At 72.5% G+C, this 23,135-nt stretch carries 22 protein-coding genes; 8 read left to right on the top strand and 14 right to left on the bottom strand.

Features of this window, described 5'->3' with window-relative positions:
* Window positions 1-53: 53 nt before the first annotated feature.
* Both DDJ31_RS19330 and DDJ31_RS19325 read left to right on the top strand, forming a co-directional pair.
* Window positions 54-1,790, top strand: coding sequence for a GAF domain-containing sensor histidine kinase (locus tag DDJ31_RS19330; protein ID WP_127179052.1), 1,737 nt, complete (start codon window positions 54-56; stop codon window positions 1,788-1,790).
* Window positions 1,791-1,893: 103 nt separating this feature from the next.
* Window positions 1,894-2,625 (top strand): M23 family metallopeptidase, encoded by a 732-nt coding sequence (locus DDJ31_RS19325; RefSeq protein WP_127179053.1) that lies wholly within the window; start codon window positions 1,894-1,896, stop codon window positions 2,623-2,625.
* Window positions 2,626-2,632: 7 nt separating this feature from the next.
* Here the strand turns inward: DDJ31_RS19325 and DDJ31_RS19320 are convergent, their stop codons facing one another.
* The 5 genes from DDJ31_RS19320 to DDJ31_RS19300 form a co-directional block, all read right to left on the bottom strand.
* The gene (locus tag DDJ31_RS19320) at window positions 2,633-3,520 is read right to left on the bottom strand and encodes a Cof-type HAD-IIB family hydrolase (protein ID WP_171480854.1); all 888 of its coding nucleotides are present in this window, start codon (window positions 3,518-3,520) and stop codon (window positions 2,633-2,635) included.
* A 148-nt stretch (window positions 3,521-3,668) separates the two neighbouring features.
* Entirely contained in the window at window positions 3,669-4,571 is a 903-nt protein-coding gene (locus DDJ31_RS19315; protein WP_127179054.1) for an LLM class flavin-dependent oxidoreductase, read from the bottom strand.
* Between the two features lie 101 nt (window positions 4,572-4,672).
* Complete coding sequence (locus DDJ31_RS19310) at window positions 4,673-5,221, bottom strand: RNA 2'-phosphotransferase (RefSeq protein WP_127182705.1); 549 nt, start codon at window positions 5,219-5,221, stop codon at window positions 4,673-4,675.
* A gap of 124 nt (window positions 5,222-5,345) precedes the next feature.
* Window positions 5,346-6,260, bottom strand: coding sequence for a MerR family transcriptional regulator (locus DDJ31_RS19305; protein WP_127182706.1), 915 nt, complete (start codon window positions 6,258-6,260; stop codon window positions 5,346-5,348).
* A gap of 182 nt (window positions 6,261-6,442) precedes the next feature.
* Window positions 6,443-8,200, bottom strand: a complete 1,758-nt coding sequence (locus DDJ31_RS19300) for an SDR family oxidoreductase (RefSeq protein WP_127179055.1) — start codon at window positions 8,198-8,200, stop codon at window positions 6,443-6,445.
* Between the two features lie 237 nt (window positions 8,201-8,437).
* Here DDJ31_RS19300 and DDJ31_RS19295 point away from each other — a divergent pair, with 237 nt between their 5' ends.
* The 5 genes from DDJ31_RS19295 to DDJ31_RS19275 all read left to right on the top strand — a co-directional run bounded on the left by DDJ31_RS19295 (window position 8,438) and on the right by DDJ31_RS19275 (window position 12,278).
* Window positions 8,438-9,400, top strand: coding sequence for an ABC transporter ATP-binding protein (locus tag DDJ31_RS19295; RefSeq protein WP_127182707.1), 963 nt, complete (start codon window positions 8,438-8,440; stop codon window positions 9,398-9,400).
* A complete protein-coding gene (locus DDJ31_RS19290) occupies window positions 9,390-10,307 on the top strand; it encodes an ABC transporter permease subunit (RefSeq protein WP_127179056.1) in 918 nt (305 codons plus the stop codon). The genes DDJ31_RS19295 and DDJ31_RS19290 overlap by 11 nt, the downstream gene beginning before the upstream one ends.
* Window positions 10,304-11,215, top strand: a complete 912-nt coding sequence (locus tag DDJ31_RS19285; RefSeq protein WP_127179057.1) for an ABC transporter ATP-binding protein — start codon at window positions 10,304-10,306, stop codon at window positions 11,213-11,215. Before DDJ31_RS19290 ends, DDJ31_RS19285 begins: the two co-directional genes overlap by 4 nt.
* 9 nt (window positions 11,216-11,224) lie before the next feature.
* Window positions 11,225-11,944 carry an ABC transporter permease subunit gene (locus DDJ31_RS19280; protein ID WP_127179058.1) on the top strand — a complete coding sequence of 240 codons (720 nt, stop codon included), beginning with the start codon at window positions 11,225-11,227 and terminating at the stop codon, window positions 11,942-11,944.
* 109 nt (window positions 11,945-12,053) lie between these two features.
* The gene (locus tag DDJ31_RS19275) at window positions 12,054-12,278 is read left to right on the top strand and encodes a hypothetical protein (RefSeq protein ID WP_127179059.1); all 225 of its coding nucleotides are present in this window, start codon (window positions 12,054-12,056) and stop codon (window positions 12,276-12,278) included.
* 117 nt (window positions 12,279-12,395) lie between these two features.
* On the opposite strand, the gene DDJ31_RS19270 is transcribed toward DDJ31_RS19275, so the two are convergent.
* From DDJ31_RS19270 to DDJ31_RS19230, 9 genes are all read right to left on the bottom strand, one after another.
* Window positions 12,396-13,214, bottom strand: a complete 819-nt coding sequence (locus tag DDJ31_RS19270; RefSeq protein WP_127179060.1) for an HAD family hydrolase — start codon at window positions 13,212-13,214, stop codon at window positions 12,396-12,398.
* Entirely contained in the window at window positions 13,211-14,488 is a 1,278-nt protein-coding gene (gene serS / locus DDJ31_RS19265; RefSeq protein WP_127179061.1) for a serine--tRNA ligase, read from the bottom strand. Before serS ends, DDJ31_RS19270 begins: the two co-directional genes overlap by 4 nt.
* Window positions 14,489-15,035: 547 nt before the next feature.
* A complete protein-coding gene (gene pheA, locus DDJ31_RS19260) occupies window positions 15,036-15,968 on the bottom strand; it encodes a prephenate dehydratase (RefSeq protein ID WP_127179062.1) in 933 nt (310 codons plus the stop codon).
* A gap of 170 nt (window positions 15,969-16,138) precedes the next feature.
* Window positions 16,139-17,425, bottom strand: coding sequence for an iron uptake transporter deferrochelatase/peroxidase subunit (efeB, locus tag DDJ31_RS19255; RefSeq protein ID WP_127179063.1), 1,287 nt, complete (start codon window positions 17,423-17,425; stop codon window positions 16,139-16,141).
* An 8-nt stretch (window positions 17,426-17,433) separates the two neighbouring features.
* Window positions 17,434-19,437, bottom strand: a complete 2,004-nt coding sequence (locus DDJ31_RS19250; protein WP_127179064.1) for a copper resistance CopC/CopD family protein — start codon at window positions 19,435-19,437, stop codon at window positions 17,434-17,436.
* Window positions 19,438-19,450: 13 nt separating this feature from the next.
* Window positions 19,451-19,912 (bottom strand): copper chaperone PCu(A)C, encoded by a 462-nt coding sequence (locus DDJ31_RS19245; RefSeq protein WP_164784934.1) that lies wholly within the window; start codon window positions 19,910-19,912, stop codon window positions 19,451-19,453.
* Window positions 19,909-20,562: an SCO family protein gene (locus DDJ31_RS19240; RefSeq protein ID WP_127179065.1), complete on the bottom strand. Its 654-nt coding sequence runs from the start codon at window positions 20,560-20,562 to the stop codon at window positions 19,909-19,911. The genes DDJ31_RS19245 and DDJ31_RS19240 overlap by 4 nt, the downstream gene beginning before the upstream one ends.
* An 80-nt stretch (window positions 20,563-20,642) precedes the next feature.
* Window positions 20,643-21,392 (bottom strand): YcnI family copper-binding membrane protein, encoded by a 750-nt coding sequence (locus DDJ31_RS19235; protein WP_127179066.1) that lies wholly within the window; start codon window positions 21,390-21,392, stop codon window positions 20,643-20,645.
* Between the two features lie 132 nt (window positions 21,393-21,524).
* Window positions 21,525-22,382: a hypothetical protein gene (locus DDJ31_RS19230; protein ID WP_127179067.1), complete on the bottom strand. Its 858-nt coding sequence runs from the start codon at window positions 22,380-22,382 to the stop codon at window positions 21,525-21,527.
* Window positions 22,383-22,606: 224 nt separating this feature from the next.
* Here DDJ31_RS19230 and DDJ31_RS19225 point away from each other — a divergent pair, with 224 nt between their 5' ends.
* On the top strand, window positions 22,607-23,053 hold the full coding sequence (locus DDJ31_RS19225) for an ATP-binding protein (RefSeq protein ID WP_127179068.1): 447 nt from the start codon (window positions 22,607-22,609) through the stop codon (window positions 23,051-23,053).
* Window positions 23,054-23,135 lie beyond the last annotated feature (82 nt).

The raw sequence follows: 23,135 nt of genomic DNA, 5'->3' as shown, positions 1-23,135 counted from the left end.
GAGCGGCAGGCGCCCGACTTTCCGGGGCAAAGGGGAGTTACTAGGCTCAGGTCATGTCCCCGGACCCGCCCCCGTCTCCGCCCCCGCCGTCCGGGCCGCCGTCCGGGCCTCCGGCTGGGCCGCCGTCCGGGTCGTCGCCCGTTCCGCCGTCCGGGGCGTCGGCCGCCGGAGCGGCCGGGCGGTTGCCGCGGTTGCTGGACGCGATGCGGTCCGTCGGCAGCGGGCTCGAACTGCACGCCACGCTGGAGCGGATCTGCGCGACGGCGGCGCAGCTGACCGGCGCCCGGTACGCGGCCATCGGCGTCGTCGACGAGGACGGCGACGGACTCGGCGACTTCGTCCACCACGGCGTCGACCCGGACACCGCCCGGCGGATCGGGCGGCTGCCCGACGGCCGCAGGGGCCTGCTCGGCGCCCTGATCCGGGACCCGGAGCCGGTCCGGCTCGACGACCTCGCGGGGGACCCGCGGTCCTGCGGCTTCCCCGCCCACCACCCCCCGATGGGCACCTTCCTCGGCCTGCCCGTGCGCGTCCAGGGCGAGGTCTTCGGCAACCTGTACCTGGCGGAGAAACGCGGCGGTGAGCCGTTCGACGACGACGATCTCGACCTGGTGCGGGTGCTCGCCGCCGAGGCCGGGATCGCCGTCGGCAACGCCCGGCTCTACGAGGCCGCCCAGCAGCGCGAGCGGTGGATCGACGGCTCGGTCGCCGTCACCACCGCCCTGCTCTCCGGCGGGGACGCGGACGAGGCGCTCCAGGTCGTCGCCGAGCAGACCCGCAGGCTGTCCCGGGCCGCGGCCGGGATCGTGGTGCTGCCCGCGGCCGAGGGCGGCCTGGAGATCGTCGCGGTGGCGGGCGAGCGGCCCGCGGGCACCCTGGGCACCGTGGTGCCGCCCGACAACGGGTTCGTCTCCGAACTCCTCGCGGGACGGGCCGTGTTCGTGGACGACCCGGCCGCCGACCCGCGCACCAGGACAGGACCGGCCCGCGGGTACGGTCCGATGATGCTGTTGCCGCTGTGCAGCGGCGGCCGGGTCCTGGGCGGTCTCGTCACCCCGAGAGCGCGCGGGCAGCGCCCGTTCACGGCGGCGGAGCGCACGCTCGGGACGCAGTTCGCCTCGCAGGCGGCGCTGGCGCTGATGATGGCGGAGGCGCAACGGGACCGGGAGCGGCTCGCGGTGTTCGAGGACCGCGACCGGATCGCCCGTGACCTGCACGACCTGGTGATCCAGCGGTTGTTCGGCACCGGGCTGATGCTGGAGCGCGCCCAGCGCGGGGCGGTGGCGCCCGAGGTGCGCGACGGGGTCGGCCGGGCCGTCGGGGAGCTGGACATCACCATCCAGGAGATCCGCACCGCGATCTTCGCGCTCCAACAGGGGCCTGCCGAGGCGCCGTCGGGGCTGCGCGACCGGGTGCTTCGGGAGATCACCACCGCCGCGGTGCCGCTCGGCTTCACGCCGGGCCACCGTTTCGCCGGGCCGCTCGACACCGCCGTCGGCGATCTCACCGGAAAGAACCTCATCGCCGCGCTGCGCGAGGCCCTCTCCAACGTCTTCCGGCACGCCGGTGCCTCCCGCGCCGAGGTCGTCGTCGACGCGGGCGTGACGCTGCCCGACGGGCGCCCCGGTGTGCGGCTGACGGTCGTGGACGACGGCGTCGGCATCCCGGAGGGCGGCCGGCGCAGCGGCCTGGAGAACCTTCGCCGGCGCGCGGAGTCCCTCGGTGGCGAGAGCGGGTACGGGCCGGGCGACGGCGGTGGCACGACGGTGGTGTGGCAGGCACCGTACTGAGCGGGAGGTCGAGGGGCCCGCCGTGACCCGTCCGCAGCAACGTGTCCCCCGGGCGCACCCCTTGAACAGGACCGGTGCGCGGGGCCGGGTCAGGATCGCTGACATGCGCTCATCTCGCCGTTACCCGCTGCTCGTTCCGGTCCTGATCTGCGCGTGTGTGGTCCTCGCGGCCCGCCCAGGCGACGGCGACGCGGGAGGCGGCGGCTCGGACGTCAGCGCGCGGGTGGCCCGGCTCTACGCGGAGTCCGCCGTGGCCGCGCGCCACGACGACCGGGGGCGGCAGGAGACGGTCCGCCGCGAACTCGACGCGGCCCGCGACCAGTTGCAGAGCAGGGCCGACGCGTCGGTGGCGGCCGGTGCCTGCCGGGGCGCGGTCAGGCTCGACCAGCCCGGGACCCGGTCCACGGGCGGGTGGGTGGCGCCGGTGGAGTCCTACGACCTGTCGGCGGGGTTCGGCAGCGGCGGTGCCCGGTGGGCGAGGCGGCACACCGGGCAGGACTTCGCGGTGCCGATCGGGACGCCGGTGCGGGCGGTCGGCGCGGGCCGGGTGGTGCGGGTGTCCTGCGGGGGCGCCTTCGGGATCGAGGTCGTCGTCCGGCACGAGGGCGGCTCCTGCACGCAGTACGCGCACCTCGCCGCCGTCACCGTCGACGAGGGCGAGCGGGTCGCCGCCGGGCAGTGGATCGGCCAGTCGGGCACCACCGGCAACTCCACGGGACCGCATCTGCACTTCGAGGTGCGGTCCACCCCTGAGTACGGCTCCGCGGTGGACCCGGTGCCGTGGCTCGAGGAGCGCGGGGTGCCGCTCGGACAGCCCGGCGCCGAGCGCGGATGAGCCGCCGTCAGGCGCGTTCGGCGAGCATCCGCTCGATGACCACGGCCACGCCGTCCTCGTTGTTGGCGACGGTCCGGCCCGAGGCGGCGGCGATCACGTCGGGGTGGGCGTTGCCCATCGCGTACGAACGGCCGGCCCAGGTCAGCATCTCGACATCGTTCGGCATGTCCCCGAAGGCGACGACCTCGCTGTGCGAGATGCCGCGCTCGGCGCAGCTGAGGGCGAGGGTGCTGGCCTTGGAGACGCCGGGGCCGCTGATCTCCAGCAGGGCGCTGGGGCTCGAACGGGTGACGTTGGCGCGGTCGCCGATGGCGAGGCGGGCCAGGGCGAGGAAGCCGTCCGGGTCGAGCGTCGGGTGGAAGGCGAGGATCTTCAGCACCGGCTCATCGGCCCCGGGCGCGTCCGGCGCGAGCAGCTCCTCGGCCGGGGCGAGGGTGTCGGGGACCTCCAGGTGCATCTTCGGGTACGCGGGCTCCTGGTAGAAGCCGTAGGTCTGCTCCACGGCGTAGACGGTGCCGGGCGCCGCGTCCCGCAGCAGCCGGACGGCGTCCAGGGCGTTGTCCCTGGCCAGCTCGCGCACCTTCACGAAGCGGTGGGCGCCGGGTCCGCCGTGCAGGTCGACGACGGCGGCGCCGTTGCCGCAGATCGCCAGGCCGTGCCCGTGGACGTGGTCGCTGACGACGTCCATCCAGCGGGCGGGGCGGCCGGTGACGAAGAAGACCTCGATGCCCGCCTCCTCGGCGGCGGCGAGGGCGGCGACCGTGCGCGGGGAGACCGACTTGTCGTCCCGCAGCAGGGTGCCGTCCAGATCGGTGGCGATCAGCCGCGGCGGCAGGGCGGCGGCGGGGCTCTCGGGCTGTCGAGTCGCTGAGGTCACCCGGTCATTCTCCCGCATATCCCCGCACGACCGTGCGGGAGCCCGCACAGGTGAGTGATTCCCGACCTCGGCGAAGCCCTTGGCCCGCCACCGCACCGGCCCGCCGGCGACCTGGTGGCCCTGGGAGTCAGCGACCCGGTGACCCGGTGACATGCACCGCCCGGCCTCAGCCGAGCTGTGCCGGGGCCTCCTCGGCGATCCGCTCGAAGACCTTCTCGTCGGTGGCGAAGTCCGAGTCGGGGATGGGCCAGTGGACGACGATCTCGGTGATCCCCAGCTCCCGCTGACGCCCGGCGAAGTCCACGAACGCGTCGACCGACTCCAGCGGCCTGGCGCGGTCCGGGGTGAACCCGGTGAGCAGGATCCGCTCCTGCTCGGCCGCGTCCCGCCCGATCTCGGCGCACGCGTCGGCGAGCCTCTCGATCTGCCCGCGAATGGCCTGATCCGACTCCTCGGGCGTGCCGTCCTCGTACAGCTTGGGGTCCCCGGTGGTCACCCACGCCTGCCCGTACCGGGCGGCGAGCCGCATCCCGCGCGGCCCGGTCGCCGCCACCGCGAAGGGCAGCCGGGGCCGCTGCACGCAGCCGGGGATGTTCCGGGCCTCGTCCGCCGCGTAGTGGTCGCCCGTGTACGTCACCGAGTCCTCGGTCAGCAGCCGGTCGAGGAGCGGCACGAACTCGGCGAACCGGTCGGCCCGCTCCCGCGGGGTCCAGGGGTCCTGGCCGAGCACGGTGGCGTCGAAGCCGGTCCCGCCCGCCCCGATGCCGAGGGTGACGCGGCCGCCGGAGATGTCGTCCAGGGAGATCAGCTCCTTGGCGAGGGTCACCGGGTGGCGGAAGTTCGGCGAGGTCACCAGCGTGCCCAGGCGCAGTCGCTCGGTGACGGCCGCGGCGGCGGTCAGCGTCGGCACGGCACCGAACCAGGGGCCGTCCCGGAAGGTGCGCCAGGAGAGATGGTCGTAGGTGTAGCCGGTGTGGAAACCGAGCTGCTCCGCGCGCTGCCAGGCCGCTCGGGATCCCTCCTGCCAGCGGCGGTACGGGAGGATCACGGTGCTCAGACGCAGGCTCATGGTCCGAGACTATGCGGCCGGACGTGTTTCACGTGAAACAGCCACCGCGCCCCGGACCCCTACCCCCGGCACCGCCCTCCACCCCTCGACGGTCACGACGGTCAGTGCGAGGCGGGAAACCGCAGGTAGTGCGGGGGAACGGCCTGGGTGAGCCAGACGCCATTGGCGCTGACCCGGAAGACATGGTCGTCGCGGTGCATGGCGCCCGCGTCCACGGGGAGCACCACGGGACGGCCGCGGCGGGCGCCCACCCGGGTCGCCGTCTCGCGGTCGGGTGAGAGGTGGACGTCGTGCCGGTTCATCGGCCGCAGCCCCTCGGCCCGGATCGCGTCCAGGTGCCGGCCCACGGTGCCGTGGTAGAGGTACGGCGGCGGGGTCGCCGGGGCGAGCCCGAGGTCGACCTCGACGCTGTGGCCCTGGCTGGCGCGGACGCGGGTGCCCTCGACGGCGAAGCGCTTCTTGTCGTTCGCCTCGACGACGTGGTCGAGGTCGTCCCGGGTGATGTGGAACCCGTGTGCCGTCGCCGCCGCGAGGAGCGCGTCGATCTCGACCCAGCCGCCCTCGTCGAGCGTGAGCCCGATCCGTTCCGGCTGGTGCCGCAGGTGCTTCGACAGGTACTTCGACACCTTCACGGTGCGTCTCTCGTCCATGGCCACCAGGGTGGCGGGAGAGACGGGCGTCACGCGATCGATTTTGCTTCGGAGGTTTGATCCACAGCCAAGTGCGGTTATCCACAGAGGAATTGACGAAACTGTGGACAACTGGCCGGTCGATTCAGGGGATTTCGTCAAGATCATCTGTTCTGGCGTGAGTTGCGGTGAGCCGGTCCAACGCGCGCGCCCGCACCTCGCGTTCGGCGGCGAGCGCGATGAACTCGGCGGCCTGCTCCCGGCCGACGAGCGCCTCCACGGCCCGCATTGTCCCGGCGGGCACCGCCACCGAACGGGCCTCGGAACCCTCCGGCTGCTCCTCCCCGCCGCCGAGCCGCCCACGTAGCTGTCTGACCGCCAACAGGCGCATCGCCCGCGCCAGTTCGGCGTCGACCGTGTGCTGTGCGAGCGGGCGCAGCCGGCGGACCAGGGAGGCCGCCTCGGCGGTCTCGGCGTCGGTCGGGCGGTGCGTTCCGGCCAGGTAGCGGGCGAACACGTGCTCGGCGGTGAACTCCACGAAACGGGAGGCGATGTGCTCGACCTGCCCTCTCAACTCCCGCAGATGGCCTGTGATCGCGGACAGCGGCACCCCCGCGCCGTGCAACTCGACCGCCACGGACAGCTCTTGGGGACTGGGCACCAGGAAGGAGTCCGGGTCGCCGGCGACCGGCTCCAGGATGCCCAGCTCGACGGCGTCGGCCACCGCGGCGTCGTCGGGGGACCCGCCGAACCGCTCGACCAGTTCGGCCCGGGAGATCCGTCCCGCCCGCTCGTCGCTCCACGGTCCTTCGACCTCGGCCACCAGGCCCAGCACCCCGCCGAGCCCCCGGCCGGTGTCCCACGCCGCCAGCAACTCCTTGATGGACGCCAGGGTGTAGCCGCGTTCGAGCAGATCACCGATCTGCCCGAGCCGCGCGAGATGCGCGTCGGTGTAGACGTTGGCGCGGCCCCGCCGCTCGGGACGGGGGAGCAGGCCGCGGTCCTGGTAGGCGCGGACGGTACGCACCGAGGCCCCGCCGAGACGGGCCAGGTCCTCGATCCGGTAGACGGGCCCGGGGCGGAGCGGCGCGTCGACGGGCCGCCCGACTTCGCCGCTCCCGTCGGTGGTTCCACTCCCGCGACCGCCGGCGGGGCCGCTCCCGGCGGTGGTTCCGGTGCCGCGTGCCCCTGGAAGGCCGCCCCCGGCGGTGGTCGCGGACTCGCGCTCCCCTGGAGGGCTGTTCACAGCGGTGGTTCCAGCCTCGCGATCGCCCGCAGCACACCCGGTGTGAAGCGCGCCATCAGCTTCGAGACGCGTGCCTCCGGGGTCACCGGCACGACCGCCTCGTCGCGCACCACCGCCCGCATGATCGCCTCGGCGACCTTCTCCGGCGGGTAGTTGCGCAGCCCGTACAGCCGCGTCGAGCGCTTCTGGCGCCGCTTCTCCTCCGCCGCGTCCACACCGGCGAACCGGGTGGTGGCGGTGATGTTGGTGTTGACCAGACCCGGGCAGATCGCGCTGACGCCGATGCCCCGCCCCGCCAGCTCCGCGCGCAGGCACTCGCTGAGCATCAGGACCGCCGCCTTGGAGGTGCTGTACGCGGGCAGCAGCCTGGACGGCTGGAACGCCGCCGCCGACGCGGTGTTGACGATGTGGCCGCCCTGCCCGCGCTCGGCCATCTGCCTCCCGAAGAGGCGGCAGCCGTGGATGACGCCCCACAGATTGACGTCGAGGACCTTCCGCCAGTCCTCCGCGCTGGTGTCGAGGAAGGAACCGGAGAGGCCGATCCCCGCGTTGTTCACCAGCACGTCCACCACGCCGTACTCGGCGCGGACCTTCTCGGCGAGCTTCTCCATGGCCTGCTCGTCGGAGACGTCCACGGTCTCCGCCCAGGCCGCCCCGGCGCCGACCAGCCGGGACAGCTCGGCGGTGCGGGCGGCGGACTCAGCGTCCCGGTCGACGGCGACCACGCGCGCGCCCGCCTCCGCGAACGCGACCGCGGTGGCCCGCCCGATGCCGCTGCCCGCGCCGGTCACCAGCACCAGCCGGCCGCCGAACCGCTCGGCGTGCTTCCCGGTGGGCCGCGTCCCGGGGCGGCCGTTGTCCACCGAGGTGACGAACTCCGCGATCCACGCGGACACCTGGTCGGGCCGGGTGCGCGGCACCCAGTGCTTGGCCGGCAGGGTGCGGCGGACCACCCCCGGTGCCCACTGCTCCAGTTCGTCGTAGAGGCGCTCGGACAGGAACGCGTCCCCCAGGGGCGTGATGAGCTGCACGGGCGCGTGCGCGTAGGCGTCGGCGCGGGGCCTGCGCAGCCGGGCGCGGACGTTGTCCCGGTACAGCCAGGCGCCGTGCGCCGCGTCCTCGGGCAGCGAGGAGGTCGGGTAGGCGCCGCCGGGCACCTTCTCGACGCGCTCCAGGATGCCGGGCCACCGCTTGCCGAGGGGGCCGCGCCAGGCCAGCTCGGGCAGCGTGGGCGTGTGCAGCAGGTACACGTACCAGGACTTGGCGCCCTGGTTGAGGAGTTGGCCGACCCGGCGCGGGGTCGGCTTGCGCAGCCGCCGGTCGATCCAGTGCCCGAAGTGGTCGAGGGACGGACCCGACATCGAGGTGAAGGACGCGATCCGGCCCCGGGTGCGCTCGACGGTGACGAACTCCCAGGACTGCACCGAGCCCCAGTCGTGCCCCACCAGGTGCACCGGACGGTCCGGGCTGACCGCGTCGGCCACCGCCAGGAAGTCGTCCGTCAGCTTCTCCAGGGTGAACCCGCCGCGCAGCGGCTTCGGCGCGGAGGAGCGGCCGTGGCCCCGGACGTCGTACAGCACCACATGGAAGCGGTCGGCCAGCCGCGCGGCCACCTCCGACCAGACCTCCTTGCTGTCCGGATAGCCGTGCACCAGCACGACCACGGGACGCCCCGGCTCGCCCAGCTCCGCCACGCACAGCTCGATGCCGCCCGTCCGCACCCAGCGCTCCCGCGCGCCTCTCAGCACCGTCACTTCTCCTCCGCCCAGCGCCGCGGGTGCGGCGGATCGTCGTCGGCCCTACGTGTCAGTAACGTGACACCGGTGAATGTGACAGTTGTTGGAGGTGGCGTCAATAGCGCGGTTTTGGCCTGTGGATAACTCTCAGGAAGGGGTCCCTAGGGGTCCCCGTACATCTGAGGTGTGAGACGAAGACGGCCCTCCGGGGGGACGACCGGGGTGGCGCCCGTCACTACCGTCGACCACGTGACTGTGATCGCGACCGAAAGCCTGAGCAAGCGGTTCCCCCGGGTGACCGCGCTTGACCGGCTCTCCGTGGACGTCGGACCCGGTGTGACCGGGCTCGTCGGAGCCAACGGAGCCGGCAAGTCCACATTGATCAAGATCCTGCTGGGTCTGTCCCCCGCCACGGAGGGCCGCGCCGAAGTGCTCGGTCTCGACGTCGCCAGCAAGGGTGCCGCCATCCGCGAGCGGGTCGGCTACATGCCCGAGCACGACTGCCTGCCGCCCGACGTCTCGGCCACCGAGTTCGTCGTGCACATGGCCCGGATGTCCGGACTGCCGCCGACCGCGGCCCGCGAGCGCACCGCCGACACGCTGCGCCATGTCGGCCTCTACGAGGAGCGCTACCGGCCCATCGGCGGCTACTCGACGGGCATGAAGCAGCGCGTGAAACTGGCCCAGGCCCTGGTCCACGACCCGCAGCTGGTCTTCCTCGACGAGCCGACCAACGGCCTCGACCCGGTCGGCCGCGACGAGATGCTCGGCCTCATCCGCCGCATCCACACCGACTTCGGCATCTCCGTGCTGGTCACCTCGCACCTGCTGGGCGAGTTGGAACGCACCTGCGACCACGTCATCGTCGTCGACGGCGGGAAACTCCTGCGCTCCAGCTCCACCACGGACTTCACGCAGATCACCACCACCCTCGCGATCGAGGTCACCGACACCGACGACCACCCGGACGGCACCCAGGCGGTGCGGGACGCGCTCCACGCGCGCGGGGTCGACACCCACGACAACAGCGGCCTGCCGGGCGCCGGGCACATCCTGCTGCTCACCGCGCCGGGCGAGGAGACGTACGACCTGGTGCGCGACGTCGTCGCGGACCTCGGTCTCGGCCTGGTGCGCATGGAGCAGCGCAGGCACCACATCGCGGAGGTCTTCCGGGACAGCGACGAGCAGTCGAAGGAGGCGGTCGGCCATGGCGGTTGAGCAGCCCACGCACGCACCGGTACCGGCCCAGGGTGACCAGACCCGCATCCACAACATCGGCTACCGCAGCTACGACGGCCCCCGCCTGGGCCGCGCCTACGCCACCCGGTCGCTGTACTCGCAGTCCCTGCGCGGCGCCTACGGCCTCGGCCGCTCCGCGAAGTCCAAGGTGCTGCCGATGCTGCTGTTCGTGGTGATGTGCGTGCCCGCGGCCATCATGGTCGCCGTCACCGTCGCCACCAAGCTGAAGGAGCTGCCGGTCGACTACACCCGGTACGCGATCTTCCTCCAGGCCGTGATCAGCCTGTACATCGCCTCGCAGGCACCCCAGTCCGTCTCCCGCGACCTGCGCTTCAAGACCGTGCCGCTGTACTTCTCGCGGCCGATCGAGACCGCGGACTACGTGCGCGCGAAGTACGCGGCGCTGGCCTCCGCGCTGTTCGTCCTCACCGCGATGCCGCTGCTCGTCCTCTACGTGGGCGCGCTGCTGGCCAAACTCGACTTCGCCGACCAGACCAAGGGACTCGGCCAGGGACTGGTCTCCGTGACACTGCTCTCCCTCCTGTTCGCCGGCATCGGCCTGGTCATCGCGTCGGTGACACCGCGCCGCGGCTTCGGCATCGCGGCCGTCATCGCCGTGATGACGATCTCCTACGGCGCCGTCTCCACCCTCCAGGCCATCGCCGACGGCCAGGACGCCGCCGGCGCCGTGCCCTGGATCGGCCTCTTCTCGCCCGTCACCCTCATCGACGGCCTCCAGTCCGCCTTCCTCGGCGCGACCTCGTCGTTCCCCGGCGGGGTGGGCCCGAGCCACGGTGAGGGCGTCGTCTACGTCCTGGCCGTGCTGGGCCTCATCGCCGCCTGCTACGGCCTCCTGATGCGCCGCTACCGGAAGGTCGGACTGTGACCACCCTCTCCATCGACCACGTCTCCCGCTGGTTCGGCAACGTGGTCGCCGTCAACGACGTCACCATGACCGTCGGACCCGGCGTCACCGGACTGCTCGGCCCCAACGGCGCCGGGAAGTCCACCCTCCTCAACATGATGGGCGGCTTCCTCGCCCCCTCCACCGGCTCCGTCACCCTCGACGGCCGGCAGGTCTGGCGCAACGAGCAGATCTACCGGCACATCGGCGTCGTCCCCGAACGCGAGGCGATGTACGACTTCCTCACCGGACGCGAGTTCGTCGTCGCCAACGCCGAACTCCACGGCCTCGGCGACAAGGAGGCCCAGCGGGCGCTCGCGACCGTCGAGATGGAGCACGCGCAGGACCGCAAGATCTCCACGTACTCCAAGGGCATGCGCCAGCGCGTGAAGATGGCCAGCGCCCTGGTCCACGAGCCGTCGCTGCTGCTGCTCGACGAGCCCTTCAACGGCATGGACCCGCGCCAGCGCATGCAGCTCATGGAACTGCTGCGGCGGATGGGCGACGAGGGCCGCACCGTGCTGTTCTCGTCGCACATCCTCGAAGAGGTCGAGCAACTCGCCTGGCACATCGAGGTCATGGTCGCCGGACGGCACGCGGCCAGCGGCGACTTCCGCAAGATCCGCCGCCTGATGACCGACCGGCCGCACCGCTACCTGGTGCGTTCCAGCGACGACCGGGCGCTGGCCGCCGCGCTGATCGCCGACCCGTCGACGGCCGGCATCGAGGTCGACCTCGCGGAGGGCGCGCTGCGCGTCCAGGCCGTCGACTTCGGCCGCTTCACCGCGCTGCTGCCCCGGGTGGCCAAGGACCACGGCATCCGGCTGCTCACGGTGTCGCCGTCCGACGAGTCCCTCGAATCCGTCTTCTCTTACCTGGTCACGGCGTAGGAGGCCACGATGTACGACCCCACAGTCGCCCGCCTCACCTACCGGGCCCTGCTCGGCCGCCGCCGGGCCCTCATCCTGGGCGCCCTGCCCCTGCTGCTCATCGCGCTCTCCCTGGTGGTGCGCGCCCTCGCCGGGGCCGACGACCAGACCGCCGCCGACCTCCTCGGCGGGCTCGCGCTCGCCACGATGGTGCCGATCATCGGCGTCATCGCGGGCACCGGCGCGATCGGCCCCGAGATCGACGACGGCTCCGTCGTCTACCTGCTGTCCAAGCCGCTGAAGCGGCCCACGATCATCTTCACCAAGCTGATCGTGGCGATCGGCGTGACGATGGTCTTCTCGGCCCTGCCGACCCTGATCGCCGGGTTCATCCTCAACGGCAACGGCCAGCAGATCGCCGTCGCCTACACGGTGGCCGCGCTGGTCTCCTCCATCGCCTACGCGGCGCTGTTCCTGCTGCTTGGCACGGTCTCCCGGCACGCGGTCGTCTTCGGCCTGGTCTACGCGCTGGTCTGGGAGGCGCTGTTCGGCTCCCTGGTGCCCGGCGCGCGCACCCTCAGCGTCCAGCAGTGGTCGCTCGCGGTCGCCCACAAGGTGGCCGGCGGCAACCTGGTGACCTCGGACGTCGGACTCACCACGGGAACGGTCCTGCTGGTCGTCGTCACCGTCCTGGCCACCTGGTTCGCCGGCCACAAGCTGCGCTCGCTGACACTGGCGGGCGAGGAGTGAGATGTCCGTGACGACCGTTCTTGACGGGTTCTTCACCCCTGCGCGGGCACACTGGGCGTAGGGGACGACACGGGCGGACGGCGGCGGAGAACGGGCTGGGAGGACGGGGATGGCAGACGAGGCGGGCCGGCGCGACGACGAGTCTCCGGACGATGTCGTGCTGGACGAGGACTTCATACGCTCCGCCGGGACGACCGAGCCGTCCGCCCGAGCCCGGATGCTCGCGGCGCGCTGGCGCACCGAGCAACCCGAACCGCAGCCGTGGCGCTCGGACGAGCCGCCCGCGGGCTGGTTCTTCAGCAAGGCCCGGCGCCGCAAGTGGCGGCGCCGGTAGCGTCCCCGTCCCGCGCGACACGCTCCCGCCCGCACGAACACGGGGGACGCAGGACGACACGAGGGACACGGGGGGACACCCCGCGGGCCACTCGCCCTGCGGGCTGGGCCCTGCGGGCTAGCGGCCCGCCTCTGCCAGCAGGTGCTCCAGTACCTTCGCGATGCCGTCCTCGTCGTTCGACGTCGTCACCTCGTCGGCGACGGCGCGGAGTTCGGCGTGGGCGTTGGCCATGGCCACGCCCCGGGCGGCCCAGGCGAACATCGGGATGTCGTTGGGCATGTCGCCGAAGGCGATGGTGTCCGTGGCCTTCAGGCCCAGGCGGCGGGCCGCGAGGGAGAGGCCGGTCGCCTTGGACAGGCCGAGCGGCAGCAGTTCCACCACGCCCGCGCCGGCCATCGCGACGGTCACGAAGCCGCCCGCGGCCTGCCGGGCGGCCTCGGCCAACTCGTCGTCGGAGAGCGTCGGATGCTGTATGTAGATCTTGTTCAGCGGGGCCGACCACAGGTCGCCCACGTCGGTGAGGGGCCGCACCGGCAGCTTCCCGACCAGCGCGTATCCGGGGCCGACCAGGACCTCGCCGTCCAGGCCGTCCCGGCTCGCCGCCAGGTGCAGCGGGCCGACCTCGGCCTCGATCTTGGCCAGCGCGACGCCCGCGAGCTGCCGGTCGAGCGTCACCGACGTCAGCAGCCGGTGCTCCCCCGCGTGGTACACCTGCGCGCCCTGACCGCAGACGGCCAGGCCCTCGTAGCCGAGGTCGTCCAGGACGTGCCGGGTCCACGGGACGGCGCGGCCGGTGACGACGATGTGCGCCGCGCCGGCCTCGGTCGCCGCCGCGAGGGCGTCACGGGTGCGCCCGGAGACCGTGTCGTCGGAGCGCAGCAGCGTGCCGTCGAGGTCCGTCGCGATCAGCCGGTAGGCGAGCCCGGTCGTGCTCACTTGGCCACCGGCTCCAGTACCTCGCGGCCGCCCAGGTAGGGGCGCAGCACCTCGGGCACGCGCACGGAGCCGTCGGCCTGCTGGTGGTTCTCCAGGAGGGCGACGATCGTCCGCGGGACGGCGCACAGCGTGCCGTTCAGCGTGGCCAGCGGCTTGGTCTGCTTGCCGTCGCGGACCCGGATCGACAGGCGGCGGGACTGGTACTCGGTGCAGTCCGACGTCGAGGTCAGCTCGCGGTACTTGCCCTGGGTCGGGATCCACGCCTCGCAGTCGAACTTGCGGGCCGCCGAGGAGCCGAGGTCACCGCTGGCGACGTCGATCACGCGGAACGGCAGCTCCAGCGAGGTCAGCCACTGCTTCTCCCACTCCAGCAGGCGCTGGTGCTCGGCCTCGGAGTCGTCGGGGGAGACGTAGGAGAACATCTCGACCTTGTCGAACTGGTGGACGCGGAAGATGCCCCGGGTGTCCTTGCCGTGCGAGCCGGCCTCGCGGCGGAAGCAGGGCGAGAAGCCCGCGTAGCGCAGCGGCAGCCGGTCCGCGTCGATGATCTCGTCCATGTGGTACGCGGCGAGGGCCACCTCGGAGGTGCCGACCAGGTAGAGGTCGTCCTTGTCGAGGTGGTAGACGTCCTGCGCGGCCTGGCCGAGGAAGCCGGTGCCCGCCATCGACTGCGGGCGCACCAGCGCCGGCGTCAGCATCGGCGTGAAGCCGGCCGCCGTCGCCTGCGCGATCGCCGCGTTCACCAGGGCGAGCTCCAGCAGGGCGCCGACGCCGGTGAGGAAGTAGAAGCGCGAGCCGGAGACCTTCGCGCCGCGCTCGACGTCGATCGCGCCGAGCAGCTTGCCCAGCTCCAGGTGGTCCTTGGGCTCGAAGCCCTCGGCGCCGAAGTCGCGGATGGTGCCGTGCGTCTGAAGCGTGACGAAGTCCTCCTCGCCGCCGACCGGGACGGCCGGGTGGACGAGGTTGCCGAGCTGGAGCAGGAGCTGCTGGGTCTCGGTGTCGGCCGCGTCGCGCTCGGCGTCGGCGGCCTTGACGTCGGCGGCGAGCTGGCTCGCCCGCTTCAGCAGCTCGGCCTTCTCCTCGGCGTCGGCCTTGGGGATGAGCTTGCCGAGCGACCGCTGCTCGGCGCGCAGCTCGTCGAAGCGGACGCCGGACGACCTGCGCCGCTCGTCGGCGGAGAGGAGGGCGTCGACGAGCGCGACGTCCTCTCCACGGGCGCGCTGGGAGGCGCGCACACGGTCGGGGTCCTCACGGAGCAGGCGAAGGTCAATCACACGGTCCAGGCTACCGGTGCGCACTGACGCTGTACGACAGCCATTCCGAACTATGGCTTACGTTACGTTTTGGGCGAATTGCGCAACGTGTCAATAAAAGCCGTCCGACTCCCTGGACGGGTAACCGACCGGACCCCCGGTTGACTGCGATCGACCCGAATCCCTTGTGAAGAAAGGGACTTGGCTCCTCGTTGTCCACAGGGATACCGCTCTCCGGAAAAGTTATCCACAGGGTGTGTGGAAGATCTGTGGACACTCGAATTGATCATTCCGAATCGAGGTCGCGTGCCGTGTAATTCCCCTCACAAACCGGATTCACCCCCACTTTCGGGTGGAAATGGGTCGCCCCAAAGGATGGCGAGGGGGAAACGAGTGGACGAAGGGTGAGTGACGTGAAGGTGGGGCCCTGTGGGCACCGGGAGCCGATTTGTCGACCGAGTGGCACTTTGTTGTCGACTTGTCCCCAGGTCGAGAAGCCAACCTGTGGATAACTCCTGTGGATAACGAAAATCTACAGGTAGGACAGGTGTGACCGGCGGGAAACGAGCTAGAAACGCCCGTCCTGGCAGCGGGCCACCCAGTCCGACGCCTTGGTGAACTCGGCGTCCGACGTCCCCGGGCGCAGCGGCCGCGCGCCGTCCACGCCGATGTCCGCGCGCGGGTACGAGCCGAGGTAACGCACCTCCAGGCAGATCCGCTTCAGCCCCATCAGCGCGTCGGCGACCCGACGGTCGGAGATGTGGCCCTCGGCGTCGACGCAGAAGCAGTAGTTGCCGATGCCGGCGCCGGTCGGCCGGGACTGGAGCAGCATCAGGTTGATGCCCCGGGTGGCGAACTCGCCGAGCAGGTCGCGCAGGGTGCCGGGGTGGTCGTCGCGCTGCCACAGCACGACGGACGTCTTGTCGGCGCCGGTCGGGGCGGCGGGCCTGGCCGGGCGGCCGACCAGCACGAACCGCGTCTGGGCGTTCTCGGCGTCGTGGATGCCGGTCTCCAGGGCCGTCAGGCCGTACCGGGCGGCGGCGAACTCGCCCGCGAAGGCGGCGTCGTAGCGGCCCTCCTGGACCAGCCGGGCGCCGTCCGCGTTCGAGGCCGACGACTCCCACAGGGCGTCCGGGAGGTTGGCCTTCAGCCAGTTGCGGACCTGGGGCTGGGCCGCCGGGTGCGCGGTGACCGTCTTGATCGCGGACAGCTCGGTGCCGGGCCGCACCAGCAGCGCGAAGGTGATCGACAGCAGCACCTCCCGGTAGATCATCAGCGGGGTGCCCGCGACCAGTTCGTCGAGGGTGGTGGTGATGCCGCCCTCGACGGAGTTCTCGATCGGCACGAAGGCGGCCTCGGCGTCCCCGACGCGGACCGCGTCCAGCGCGGACTGCACGGACACGTACGGGACCAGCGCCCGGGTGGCCGCTTCGGGAAGCGTGCGCAGGGCGACTTCGGTGAAGGTGCCCTCGGGGCCGAGATACGCGTAGCTCGCTGGCATGGGCTCACCCTAATGGGCGCACGCCCCCACGGCTCACCGGTCTCACGAGCGCCCCTCCCCCGAGTGAACCCACCCGGCCGCCCCAGGCCGTCGCCCCGCCGCAGTCCCGTCCGCCCGGCGCACCCCCTGGCACCCCGGCACCCGCCCCCGACCTTCTGGCCCTCCGGCCCCTACCCCTCCAGCAACCGCTGCCCCACGTACTCGCCCCGCGCCGCCCCGCCCGGCACCGCGAAGAGGCCGCTGGCCTCGTGGCGGAGGTACTTCGAGAGGGCGTCACCGCGGTCGAGCTTGCGCTGCACGGGGACGAAACCGCGCAGCGGGTCGGCCTGCCAGCAGATGAACAGCAGACCCGCGTCCGGGGTGCCGTCGTCGTCGAAGCCGTCGTGGAAGGAGAACGGCCGGCGCAGCATCGCGGCCCCGCCGTTCTGGTCGGGCCGGGTGATCCGCGCGTGGGCGTTGATCGGGACGACCAGATCGCCCGAGGCGTCGGTCTTCTCCAGGTCCATCGCCGTCGTCTCCGACCCGCCCGACAGCGCGGCCCCGTCCGCCTTGCGGCGCCCGACGACCCCTTCCTGGGCGGCGAGGGAGAGCTTCTCCCAGTCGTCCAGGAGCATCCGGATGCGGCGGACGACGGCGTAGGAGCCGTCCGCCATCCAGGACGGTTCGCCGGACGACGGCACGAAGATCCGCTGGTCGAAGTCGGGCTCGGCCGGCTTCGGGTTGCGGGTGCCGTCGAGCTGGCCCATCAGGTTCCTGGCGGTCATGGGGTGGGCGGTGGCGCCGGGCGAGCGGTTGAAGCCGTTCATCTGCCACCGCACCCGGGCCGCGCTCCCGGCGTCCTTCTGGAGCGCGCGCAGCGCGTGGAAGGCGACCAGGGCGTCGTCCGCGCCGATCTGCACCCACAGGTCGCCGTCGCTGCGCTTCCTGTCGAGCCGGTCGGAGGAGAAGTCGGGCAGCGGGTCGAGCGCCACCGGGCGCTGCTTCTGGAGGCCGGTCCTGGCGAAGAAGCTGTGCCCGAAACCGAAGGTGACGGTCAGCGAGGACGGTCCCGCGTCCCGCGCCACGCCCGTGTCGTCGTGGGCCGCCGTCTCGCCCGCCATCAGCCGCGCGGCCGTCGCCGACCAGCGGCGCAGCAGCGCGGCGGCCTCCTTGCGGCCCGCGCCCGCCGTGAGGTCGAAGGCGACGAGGTGGCCGCGGGCCTGGAGGCCCTCGGTGATGCCGGGCTGATGTTTCCCGTGAAACATCGCGCGCCCTGAGCCGAGCGAGGTCAGCGGGGTGGCCTCGGCGGGCCTGGCCGCGTACCCCACGGCCCCGCCGGCCGCGCCGAGCACGAGCCCGGTGGCGCCCGCGGTGCCGAGGAGGGTGCGCCGGGAGAGCCGTCCGCCGGGGGCGGGCGGCTCGGCCGGGGTCGTCTGCTCCGCAGGGGTGCGGGTCTGCGGGAGGGACTGGTCGGGCATGGTGCGTGTCAGCCGATCTGCGCGTTCTTGGAGACGGTCACCTGGTCGATGTCCGAGGTCCGCACGGTCACGGCGACCTTCCAGTCACCGGCCATCGGGATCTGTACCCCGTTGGCGGACCAGTGCCCGGTGGTGATGTGGTCGGGTACCACGGGCAGCGGACCGATCTTCTTGGCGGTGAGGGTGAAGGCGACCTTGACCTCGGGGACGTCGAAGGCGCGGCCGTTGGGCCGTTGGACGTAGACGTGCATCTCGTTGCCGCCCACGCGCGCGGGGTCGAGGTCGACGGAGAGGACGCCCTTGCCGTCCTTGCCGCCGGTGTCGAACGGCATCGTCAGGGTCAGCGCCCCGGCCGAGGGGTCGGAGCCCGACGCCGACGACGACTGGGACGACGATGCCGACGCCTTGGCCGCCTTCGCGTCCTCCTCGGTGCGTCCCGGCTCGGTCTGGGTCAGGACGGTCGTCACGGCGAGCAGCACCACGGCGACCGCGGCCTCGGCCAGCACGGAGCGGCGCAGCCCGAACCGGTCGGGGTCGGCGTCCCGCTGCCGCTTCTGCCGCGCGGTGTCCACGGCGACCCGCTGCCGGGCGAGCTGAGCGGCCCGCGCCGACCCGGCGACCTCGGAGCCACCGGCTTTGGATGCGGTGGTCTTGGAGGCGGTGACTTTGGGCGCGCCGGTCTTGGGCGCGCCGGTCTTGGATGCGGTGGCTTTGGAGGCGCCGGTCTTGGATGCGGTGGCCTTGGACGCGGCGGCCTCGGATTCCGTAGTCACCTTCGCCCCCGTGGCCGTCTCTGCCAGTCGTCCCGTCCACCGGCGGGAGAAGAAGGCGATGCCGACGAGGACGGCGACCAGGGCGATCTTGGCGAGCAGCAACTGCCCGTACCGGGTGTCGGTGAAGGCCGACCAGGAGCCGAGCTGGCGCCACGACTGGTAGACGCCGGTCGCGACGAGCGCGACGACGCTGCCGAACGCGAGCCGCGAGAAGCGGTGCACCGCGGACGCCTCTATCGGCGTGTCCGAGCGGTACAGCGCGACCAGCAGCGCGCACAGCCCGCCGAGCCAGGCGGCGACCGCCAGCAGATGGATCACGTCGACCGGCATGGCGATGCCCGCCTGGAGTCCGGTCGAGGCGTGTTCGGCCATCGCCCAGGTCGCCGCGAGCCCGGCGGAGACGACGGCCCCGCCGATCGCCAGCCCGAACGTCAGGTCGCGCTTCTCCTGGTCCTCGCGCTTGTCGTAGGCGCCGAACAGCACGGCGACGAACAGCGCGGCGGCGGCGAGCAGCAGCAGCCGGGAGACGAGCGCGGCGCCCGTCTTGGTCTGGAGCACCTGGCCGAGCAGGGTCAGGTCGAAGACGTCGGAGACCTTGCCCGAGCTGGTGTAGGAGCCGCGCAGGAGCAGCAGCAGAAGGGTGGCGACGGTGAGCGAGAGCCAGCCGGAGACGACCAGACGCTGCACCGGACGGGCCCCGGAGCCGCGCTGCCAGCAGGCGAGCACGAAGGTGGCGCCGCCGACCAGGACGATGAAGCCGGCGTACGACAGATACCGTCCGAGGCCGTACAGCCAGCCGACGACCCCGCCGCCGACCTCCTGTCCGACGGCCGTGACGGTGGTCTGCGAGGGGGCGCCGACGGAGAACGTGTAGGCGCCGGCGACGGGGTGGCTGTCGGCGGACACCACCTGGTAGGTGACGGTGTAGGTGCCGTCGGCGAGCCCGCTGTGCAGCGGCACGGCATAGGTGGTGCCGCTGACGTTGGTGGGCTTCCCGGTGTCGACGCGGGCGCCCTTGGGGTCGAGGACCCGCAGTGAGGCGTCGGAGAGCGCGACCTGCTCGGAGAAGGTGAGCGAGACCTGGGTCGGCGCCTTGTCGACCACCACCCCCTGGGCGGGGTCGCTGCCGGTCAGCGCGGCGTGCGCGGAAGCCGGTCCGGCACCGGCGAGGAGCATGCCGGTGACGGCCAGGATCAGCAGCATCAGGGTCCGCACGCGGGGGGTGATGGTCTGCGTCAAGGTGGTCCCTCCCTCAGTGGCCGGTCGCCGGCCGGTAGGTGGCGGGCTTCACCGGCATCTCGACCTTCACGGCACCGGACGTGGCGAAGTGCAGTTCGACGTCGATCGTGTCGCCCTGCCGCACCGTCCGCTTCAGCTTGTCGAACATCAGGTGGTTGCCGCCGCTCTCGAAGACGAGCCGGCCGTGCGCGGGCACGTCGAGGTCCTTGACCTCGCGCATCGACTGGCCGACCGTCTCGTGCACGCTGACCGGGCCGACGTCGCTGGTGACGGAGGTCAGCCGGTCGGCGGTACCGCCCTTGTTGGCGACGGTGAGGAAACCGGCCGCCATCTCGGAGACGGGCTGCGGCATGTAGGCGGAGCTGACGGACAGTGCGGCCTTGCTGTCGTCGCCCGAGCCGCCGCACGCGGTCAGAGCGAACGCCCCGGCCAGCGCGCAGGCCAGCACCGCGCTGGACCGGCCGGGCCGCCTCACGGGTTCTCCCCCTTGACGATCTTGGGGAGGTCCTTGGTGTAGTCGTCGACGGTGGCGTCCTCGCCGTAGAGGACGTAACCGCCGTCCGTCTTCGGGGAGAAGGCGATGACCTGGGTGCCGTGCATGGAGACGGTCTTGCCGGTCTTCTTGTCCTTCTGGGTCGGCTCGATGGAGATGCCCAGGGTGCGGGCGCCGGCCTGGATGGTGGCGAAGTCGCCGGTCAGGCCGACGATCTGGGGGTCGATGCCCTTGAGCCAGGTGCCGAGTTCGGACGGGGTGTCACGGTCGGGGTCGGTGGTGACGAACACGATCCGCAGCTGGTCCTGTTCGGCCTTGGAGAGCTGCTTCTTGGCGACCGCGAGGTTGTTCATCGTCAGCGGGCACACGTCGGGGCAGTGGGTGTAGCCGAAGTAGACGAGGGTGGGCCGGCCCTTGGTCTCCTTGCGGAGGTCGTACTTCTCGCCCTGGGTGTCGGTCAGGACGAGGTCGGGCTTCTCGAACGGCTGGTCGAGGAGGGTGGCGGCCTGCTGCGTGGTCTCCTCGGAGACCACGGCGACGGGCGAGTTGCTGTCGTCGCCGCTGCCGCAGGCGGAGAGGGTCAGGGTGGCGGCGGCGAGCAGCGCGGCCGCGGCGAACGTCTTCTTGCGCATAGGAAAATGTCCCAGATGTGAGTGCTCCGGCCCGCACCGGGGTCCGGCGGACCCCGGTGCGGAACGGCGGTGATCGGACCTCAGACGTTGGTACGCCGACGGCCGGCCAGAACGCCGTAGGCCACGCCAAGGGCGCCGACGACGATGCCCACGACGCCCAGCACGCGCGCAGTGGTGTCGGTGCCCGAGCCGCCGGTGTCGGCGGCCGCGGTCTCGGTGGTCTTGGCGGTGTCGGCGTCCTTGTCCGAGGTCTTCCCGGTGGCGGAGGAACCGTGGTGGCCGTCCTCGGACGCGGCGGACAGGGCGAGGACCGGGGCGGGGTTCTCCGGCTCCTCCTGGCCGTCCTCCTGGACCTCGATCCAGCGCACGACCTCCTTGTTGTCGTACGTCTGGACGGCCTTGAAGACCAGTTCGTCGGTGTCCTCGGGCAGGGTGCCGAGGGAGACGGGGAACTTCTGGAAGAAGCCGGGCTGGATGCCGCCCTTGGCGTCGGCGGTCCAGGTGACCTTGGAGACCGCCTCGCTGATCTTCTGCCCGTGCATCTCCAGCGGCTTGGCCAGCTTGGACTTGGTGACCTCGGCGGTCCACCCGGCGATCCGCTCCGGCATCACGGACGCCAGCGGGTGGTCGGTGGGGAAGGTGACCTCGACCTTGGTGGTCGAGGCGTTGTCGCGCTCGTTGGGGACCTTGAAGTCGACGACCGCGTAACCGCCCTTGGCGGCGGTGCCCTCGGCGGCCACGCTGACATGCGCGAACGCGGGGGCGGAGAGGGCCAGGACGGCGGTGCCTGCGAGGGCGCAGGCGGCGGCGAGACGACGAGAAGCCTTCATGGACGGATGCACTCCACTTCGAGTGGGTTCAGATGCTGGAGGGGGATACGCGCGCGGGACGCGAGAACGCGGGCACGCGTGTGTGCCGCACGACGGCGGCCCCTTCCGCACCGGCGGTGGAGGTCGCGTCGCTCAGGCGGCGAGCGTGAGGAGGGCGCGGGACGCGGGCGGCCCGCGCCTGACGACCGTGTGCTGGAGCGCCGCCTCCCGCGGGGTGCGGGACGCGCCGGTGTCGGCGCGCGGCGGACGCGGACCCGCCTCGGGCAGCGCGACGAGCCCCGCGCAGAGGGCGCGCACCAGCGCGAGGGCCGCGCGCAGGGAGCGGACGAGCGCGCCCTCGGCGACCGCGTGCGCGGACACCGTCGACAGGGCGACGATCCGCAGCAGCGCGAGGTCACCGCGGCGCAGCAGCCAGCCGGCCGCGATCGCCGCGAGGACGTGGCCGAGCAGCATCGGCAGGGACGGCAGCAGCGCGGCGGGACCCGACGCGCCGGCGGAGAGCGCGTCCGTGGTGTGGTGCCCCGCGGTCAGGGTGTCCGGGTCGAGCCGCGCGTCGGTGAGGATCCTGCGGGCCTGCGCGGGACTGATCGCCGCGGCGGCGCTCCCGCACACCAGCCGCGCGGCGTGCGCGACCAGCGAGGTGTCCGCCACCGATGAGCCAGCGGGCGCCGCGGCCATCCCCGGCATCCCGGCCATGCCGGTCGGCCCGGCCGTGTGCTGCCCCAGGCCGAACAGCGTGTGCAGCGAGGTCTGTCCGACCGCGAGCAGGGCGGCGACCGCGGGCAGCGAGCGGGCGCGTCCGGCGAGCGGCGCGGCGATCAGGAAGACGCCGAGGAACCCCGCGCCGAGCGTCCACGCGGGGACGGTGGCGCAGGAGGCCAGGGTGTGCCCGGCGGCGGCCAGCACGACGCAGACCGCGGCGAACACCGCGGCCCTCAGTATCCGGAGGTCTCTCCCGGAGCGCGCCGTGCGGGTGCGGGGGGCAGTCATGGCGGGCTCATCATCGCACTGGGCCCACCACCCCCACACGGCAGGTCCACAAGGTCGGCAGCGCCCCGGAACATCACGTTCTGGCACCGGCCGCCCGCACATACACCGATTCCCGGGACCCCCGCATCGGCTGTATGGGCGGCATCACGTCCGCTGTGCGCTTACCGATGGCCGTGCGCGGCAATAGGTAACGGTATGTCGAGCCGCGGCCAGGAGGCTGGAACATGAGCATCTGGTGGTCACTCCATCTCAGGCGCGAGGCGGCGAGCGTCCCGCTGGCCCGGCGTCTGCTGCTCGGCACCATGGAGACCGCGGGCGTCGACCCCGACATCTCCTTCGACCTCTCGCTCGCCCTCACCGAGGCGTGCGCGAACGCCGTCGAGCACGGCGGTGACGGCGGCCGGGGCACTCCGTCGGAGGCGTACCGGGTGACCGCCTACCTCGACGGCGAGAAGTGCCGGATCGAGGTCGCGGACTCCGGCCCGGGGTTCACCGCCGCCGTCCCGGTCCGCCAGGCCCGCCCCGACGACGAGCACGGCCGGGGCCTGTGTCTCATCCGCGAACTGGCCGACCACGTCCACATCGGCGACAAGCCGGGCCGCGGCGGCACGGTGGTGAGCTTCGACAAGCTGCTGAAGTGGCGCGACGACGCCCCGCTGATGGCGGTCTGACCGGCGCCCGACGCCCCGCCCGCTGAGGGGTTTTCGGACAGACTTCGGCTTCCCTGGCATTCACAGCTGGTTCTTGGGTTCA

Source organism: Streptomyces griseoviridis (assembly GCF_005222485.1).
GTDB lineage: Bacteria > Actinomycetota > Actinomycetes > Streptomycetales > Streptomycetaceae > Streptomyces > Streptomyces hintoniae.
Note: the sequence above shows the minus strand (reverse complement) of the source record. Positions and strands in the feature narration are given on the sequence as shown.